7 protein-coding genes are annotated in these 5,171 nt (G+C 67.5%); 4 read left to right on the forward strand and 3 right to left on the reverse strand.

Features of this window, described 5'->3' with window-relative positions:
* Positions 1-216: 216 nt before the first annotated feature.
* Entirely contained in the window at positions 217-750 is a 534-nt protein-coding gene (locus JF66_RS17090) for a GNAT family N-acetyltransferase (RefSeq protein WP_231556484.1), read from the forward strand.
* 4 nt (positions 751-754) lie between these two features.
* Positions 755-1,720 carry a nucleoside hydrolase gene (locus JF66_RS17095; RefSeq protein WP_035879898.1) on the forward strand — a complete coding sequence of 322 codons (966 nt, stop codon included), beginning with the start codon at positions 755-757 and terminating at the stop codon, positions 1,718-1,720.
* 51 nt (positions 1,721-1,771) lie between these two features.
* Here JF66_RS17095 and JF66_RS17100 read toward each other — a convergent pair whose 3' ends face one another.
* Positions 1,772-2,356, reverse strand: a complete 585-nt coding sequence (locus JF66_RS17100; protein WP_035879899.1) for an NUDIX hydrolase family protein — start codon at positions 2,354-2,356, stop codon at positions 1,772-1,774.
* A gap of 118 nt (positions 2,357-2,474) precedes the next feature.
* Here JF66_RS17100 and JF66_RS17105 point away from each other — a divergent pair, with 118 nt between their 5' ends.
* The gene (locus tag JF66_RS17105; protein WP_035879900.1) at positions 2,475-3,122 is read left to right on the forward strand and encodes an alpha/beta hydrolase; all 648 of its coding nucleotides are present in this window, start codon (positions 2,475-2,477) and stop codon (positions 3,120-3,122) included.
* 57 nt (positions 3,123-3,179) lie between these two features.
* Here the strand turns inward: JF66_RS17105 and JF66_RS17110 are convergent, their stop codons facing one another.
* A complete protein-coding gene (locus JF66_RS17110; RefSeq protein WP_051973693.1) occupies positions 3,180-3,623 on the reverse strand; it encodes a DUF5997 family protein in 444 nt (147 codons plus the stop codon).
* 64 nt (positions 3,624-3,687) lie between these two features.
* Here JF66_RS17110 and JF66_RS17115 point away from each other — a divergent pair, with 64 nt between their 5' ends.
* Positions 3,688-4,488, forward strand: a complete 801-nt coding sequence (locus tag JF66_RS17115) for a LysR family substrate-binding domain-containing protein (protein WP_197059461.1) — start codon at positions 3,688-3,690, stop codon at positions 4,486-4,488.
* 21 nt (positions 4,489-4,509) lie between these two features.
* Here JF66_RS17115 and JF66_RS17120 read toward each other — a convergent pair whose 3' ends face one another.
* A complete protein-coding gene (locus JF66_RS17120; RefSeq protein WP_035879901.1) occupies positions 4,510-4,893 on the reverse strand; it encodes a VOC family protein in 384 nt (127 codons plus the stop codon).
* Positions 4,894-5,171 lie beyond the last annotated feature (278 nt).

A 5,171-nucleotide genomic window follows, 5' to 3' on the forward strand; every position in this document is an offset into this window, starting at 1 on the left:
GGCGGACCTCGCGTCGGCAGCCTGCAGGTGGGCGGACTCGTTCGCGGCGCCGCATCCGGTGGAGCAGGCCGCGGCGCACCGCGCCGCTCGCAGGGCTAAGCCCCGCGGCATCCGCTGAATCATGCATGACGGGTCGGTCTCTCACGAGGCCGGCCCGTTGTGTGTATCTGCCTGCGTGTGGCAAAAACCGCCTCCAAACGCAGGTACAGTCGCTACATGAACACCACAGTTGTTGTTGACGTTCGGCCCGTTGAAGAAGCGGATGCCGACAGCCTCGGTCGCGTACACGCGGCCTGCTGGCACGAGACCTATGATCACCTGCTCACCGCCGCGGCCCTGTCCAAGCTGCGTCCGGAGCGTCTGGCCGCTATGTGGCACGGCATCACGGCCAGAGGACCGCAGTACCGCCAGGTCGTCGCCCTCGTCGATGGCGACATTATCGGGTTCGCCGGAAGCGCCCCCACCCACGACACCGACCAGCCCGCCGGCACCCGCGAACTCACGGTGATGTACCTGCTCCAGGCCTACCAGGCACCGGCGCCGGCCAGCGGATGTTCGACGCCGTCGTCGACCCGGGCACCTCGATTCTCTGGGTTGCCGCCGACAACCCCCGTGCCCACGCCTTCTACGCTCGCAACGGCTACGTCGCCGACGGCCACGAAAAGGTTGAAGAGGTGCTCGGCGAGCAGCTGCACGAGGTACGTCTGGTTCGCTAGCCGTCCCCGGCACACGCCGCGCAAACTAGGCTGAGCGGATGCCTACAACACCTGCCATCCCGGTCATCCTCGACGTTGACACCGGCGTCGATGACGCCCTCGCCATTCTGTTCGCCGTCGCCCATCCCGGGATCGACGTTCTCGGGATCAGCTGCGTGGCCGGCAATGCGTCCCTGGAGCGCGTCGTGGAGAACACCCTGCGCATTCTCGACGTCGCCGGGGCCGGCGACATTCCCGTGGCCGCCGGTGCCCGCCGTCCGCTGCTCGAGCCGGCCCGATCGGCCTCGCACGTGCACGGCGAGGGCGGACTCGGAACCCTCCGCCTGCCGCCGGGCGACCGGAACGCCCGCGACGTCAGCTCGATCGAGCTCATGCGCTCCCTGATCCAGGCCAGCCCGCGACCGGTCACCCTCGTGGCCCTCGCCCCGCAGACCAACCTCGCGCTGTTGTTGCGTCAGTACCCCGACCTCGCCTCGAACATCGAGCGCATCGTGTTCATGGGCGGCTCGGCAAGCGTGGGCAACGCCACGGCCGTCGCCGAGTTCAACGTGTGGCACGACCCCGAGTCCGCGGCGATCGTGCTCGACTCGGGAATTCCCACGTTCATGTACGGCCTGGATGTGTTCAACCAGGTCGGGATCGCCGAGCACACGGCGACCGCCCTGGCAACGGGTGACTCGGAGCTCGGCCGCGTGGTGGGTTCCCTGCTCACCAACCGCATCGTGCTCGGCGCCGACCGCGCCAGCGAGTACTCCGGACTGATCGGCGACGCCGGCGCGGTGTGCGCGCTCGTCGATCCGGGTGCGCTGCGCACCGAGATGCGCCCGGTGCGTATTCAGCTCTCCGGCTACGGGCGCGGACAAACCCTCGTGGACCTGCGTCGACACCCGGGTGAAGACATCGTGCACGGCCTCGCCGACGAATGGGAGACGGTGGAGGTAGCCCTCGATGTCGACGCAGCCCGCTACGCGCGGCTCTTCCTCGACACTCTCGGGCTGAGCTAGGTTCCGACGGATGCGCCGCGCCCGTCTGGGCGGCGCATCCGGTTCAGGCCGTTAGCGCAGCAGACCGACGGATGCCATGGCGGCGCGCAGGAGCGCCCCGCGGCCGCCCTCCATCTCGGCGGACACCCCGGGCGATACCGCTTCCTCGGGCGTCATCCAGGTGATCTCGAGCGCGTCCTGCCGGGGGTCGCACGTTCCCGTGACGGGCACGACGTAGGCCAGGGACACGGCGTGCTGGCGGTCATCCGTGAAGGCGGTGATACCCGGCATCGGAAAGTACTCGGCCACCGTGAACGGAATCGGGCTGACCGGCATCTGCGGGAACGCCATCGGGCCGAGGTCCTTTTCGAGGTGGCGGAACAACGCATCACGCAGGGTCTCGCCGAACATGACACGCCCGGAAACCAGCGTGCGCGTCATTTCTCCGGTGGGCCGGGCACGCAGCAGTACGCCGACCTGCACGACCTGGCCGAGACCGTCGACCCGCACGGGCACCGCCTCGATGTAGAGAATGGGCAGCCGACGTCGGATCTCGGCGAGCTCGACGTCTTTCAGCCAGGCCGGATTGCTGTTGGGCACGCCGGTATCGCCTTTCGGCAGCCAGTCCGGATCGGGGTCAGGTGTGCGCACGCTCATGGATTCATTCTTGCGTACCGGAGGGGCAGATGCGCACGGGCGCACAAAGTTGCCACGGCAATGAAAGTATTGACGTGGTCAACGCCCCTCCTGCGTCGATCGAAACGGAAGGGCAGCAATGGACAACAGCGACAACGTCACGCCGATCGACACGGATGCCGTGCTCTGGTCGGCCTCCGCCGCAGACCGGGTCGGTCGTCCGCTCCTGCTCATCCTGCACGGCTACGGCTCGCACGAGGGCGATCTCTTCTCCCTCACCCCGCACCTCCCGCTCGAACCCGTGATCGCGGCGCTGCGAGCGCCCCTGCCCGTCGGTGGCGGCTGGGCCTGGTTCCCGATCAGTGATCCGGGCAACCCGGACAACGCGTCGGTGGAGGCGGCGACGGCCGCCGTACTGGAGTGGCTCGACGGGCTTTCCGAACAGCCGACATCCGTGGGCGTGCTGGGGTTCTCCCAGGGCGGCGCCATGGCCCTCCAGTTGCTGCGGCAGGCTCCCGACCGGTTCTCCTTCGCCGTGCAGCTCTCGGGCTTCGTGCCGAGCGCCGTGAACGCCGGTGATGCCGCCCTGGCCGAACGCGGCATTCCCGTGTTCTGGGGACGGGGCACGGCCGACCCGATCATTCCCGAGAGCGCCGTGGCGCGCACTCAGGCGTGGCTGCCCGGGCACTCGACCCTCACCGAGCGCATCTACGAGGGCATGGCCCATTCGGTGTCGCAGGCCGAGCTCGCCGACGTCGTGGCCTTCCTGCGCCCCCAATACTCCTAGACGGTCCAGTATTCCTAGACGGCCCAGCGCCTTCGTCGGCTGGGGGCGGGCGTCACGTTAGCCCTGGCGGTTTTCCTTGGCCAGTTCCTGCGCGGCCTGGCGCTCGACGTGCGCCTTCTTGGCGGCGCGCTGGGCGTCACGGTCTTTCACCGCGATCTGGTCGGCGCGAACACCGGCCTGGGTGGAACGCTCGAGCACGAGCCACGCCGGCGGCTGCTGCAGCAGGGCACTGATCTCGGCCGTCGTCAGGGGTTCGGTGGCTCCGCTGCGCGCGAGTCCGGAGATCGACACGCCGAGCTTGGCGGCGACGACCTGCTTGGGGTGCGGCCCATTGGCACGCAACTCAACGAGCCACTCGGGCGGGTTCTCCATGAGGGCGGCGAGGTGTGTACGGGTCACAAGCTCGGTCTGGAAGTCTGCGGGTGCCGCGTCGAGCAGAATCCCGAGTTTTTGGGCCGCCGTGGCAGGCTTCATGGTCTGGGTTTTCTTTTCGGCACTCATTGTCTAAGGATATAGCCTGAGAGCACCCCTGTTGGGGCTTTTCACTTCTGCAGAAAGGATGCCGGTGAGCTTTTCCATTGCCTTCGTCGCCGGTGTGACTCCCACCAAGTGGACTCGCATCTGGGCCGAACGACGCCCAGACGTTCCCCTCGAGGTTTTTCGCACCGAAACGAGCGAGCAGGTGTCGGCGCTTCTCGACGGCCGCGCCGAGGTCAGCCTCGTACGCCTGCCCATCGATGAGACCCAGCTCAGTGTCATCGGGCTGTACAGCGAGGTACCTGTCGTGGTCGCGGCCAAGGGGCATGCGATAGCGGATGCCGAGACCGTCGCGCTTCCCGACCTCGCCGACGAGCACCTCCTGCAGGATCCGGACGAGGTTCCGGCCTGGCGCGATATCGCCGCCGAGGTGAGTGACGGCACCCGTCGCCCGCTGCCGGCCATGCGCGACATGGACGAGGTGATGGAGCAGGTCGCCGCGGGCGTGGGCATCATCATCGTGCCGCACTCGATCGCGCGCTTGTACGGTCGCAAAGACGTGATCTCCCGTCCTGTCGACGGGGTGCCGGAGACGCAGATCGCCCTCGCCTGGATCACCGCGGAGACCACCGACGACATTGAGGAATTCATCGGAATTGTGCGCGGACGTTCCAGCGCCAGTTCACGCGCCGCCGCACCGGCCGAGGACGAACGTGCGCCGGGGGCGAAGCCGGCGCGCAAGCCCAAGAAGACCGACAAGGCCAAGGCCGCGGCGAAAGCCCTTCGCGTTGCCGCCGCTCAGGCCAAACCCGCCGTCCGCAAGCGGCAGGAGACGGCACCCGGCCGCACCCGGCCGACCCGGGCCAAGGGCGGCAAGCGCCGCAACTGAGCGCTGGCCCACGCGCGCGTCCTAGGAGTTGTGCAGCACCGCGAGGATGTTGCCGGCCGGGTCTGTGAACCAGGCGATCTGCGGGTCTCCCCCTCGTGAGATGCCCTTCTCGTCCTGGGGAAAGCCGTCGTAGCGCAGAAATTCCACGCCGCGCGCGGTGAGCTCGTCAACGGCCACATCGATGTCGGCCACGTCGAAGTTGAGAATCGTGAAGGTGGCCGGAACGTGGTCGGGTTTCGGGTAGACGATCACGTCCGCGCCGCCGGGCAGGTGGATTCGCAGGAGCCCCATCCCGCCCGGCCTCACGTCCAGGCCGAGGGTCTCACCGTAAAACGCCAGGGCCGCGTCGATGTCCGGTACGCCGAAGCCACTGAACGCGTGCTGAATTCCGAGTGACGTGGTCATGGTTGACTCCTTGGTAGTAGCGGGAACAGAGGGTTAGCGGGAACAGCGGGTTAGCGGGAACAGCGGGTTAGCGGGAACAGAGGGTTACCAGGAACTGAGGGTTACCAGGAACTGAGGGACGAGAACGCGCGGTTACCGGACGGCACACACACCACGAGCATGACCATTATCCCGATCAGAGAGGTCACAATCGGGTTGTGCATGGACCAGATATCCGGAACCGGGGCCGTCCCGAGGTTGCCGAACAGCAGAAGCAGTCTGACCCCCGCGAAAAACGA

Source organism: Cryobacterium sp. MLB-32 (genome assembly GCF_000738085.1).
GTDB lineage: Bacteria > Actinomycetota > Actinomycetes > Actinomycetales > Microbacteriaceae > Cryobacterium.

What these genes read in the sequence shown, in the direction of transcription:
- JF66_RS17090 (WP_231556484.1), top strand. Translation starts at nt 217, where the DNA reads ATGAACACCACAGTTGTTGTTGACGTTCGGCCCGTTGAAGAAGCGGAT.
- JF66_RS17095 (WP_035879898.1), top strand. Translation starts at nt 755, where the DNA reads ATGCCTACAACACCTGCCATCCCGGTCATCCTCGACGTTGACACCGGC.
- JF66_RS17100 (WP_035879899.1), bottom strand. Translation starts at nt 2,356, where the DNA reads ATGAGCGTGCGCACACCTGACCCCGATCCGGACTGGCTGCCGAAAGGC.
- JF66_RS17105 (WP_035879900.1), top strand. Translation starts at nt 2,475, where the DNA reads ATGGACAACAGCGACAACGTCACGCCGATCGACACGGATGCCGTGCTC.
- JF66_RS17110 (WP_051973693.1), bottom strand. Translation starts at nt 3,623, where the DNA reads ATGAGTGCCGAAAAGAAAACCCAGACCATGAAGCCTGCCACGGCGGCC.
- JF66_RS17120 (WP_035879901.1), bottom strand. Translation starts at nt 4,893, where the DNA reads ATGACCACGTCACTCGGAATTCAGCACGCGTTCAGTGGCTTCGGCGTA.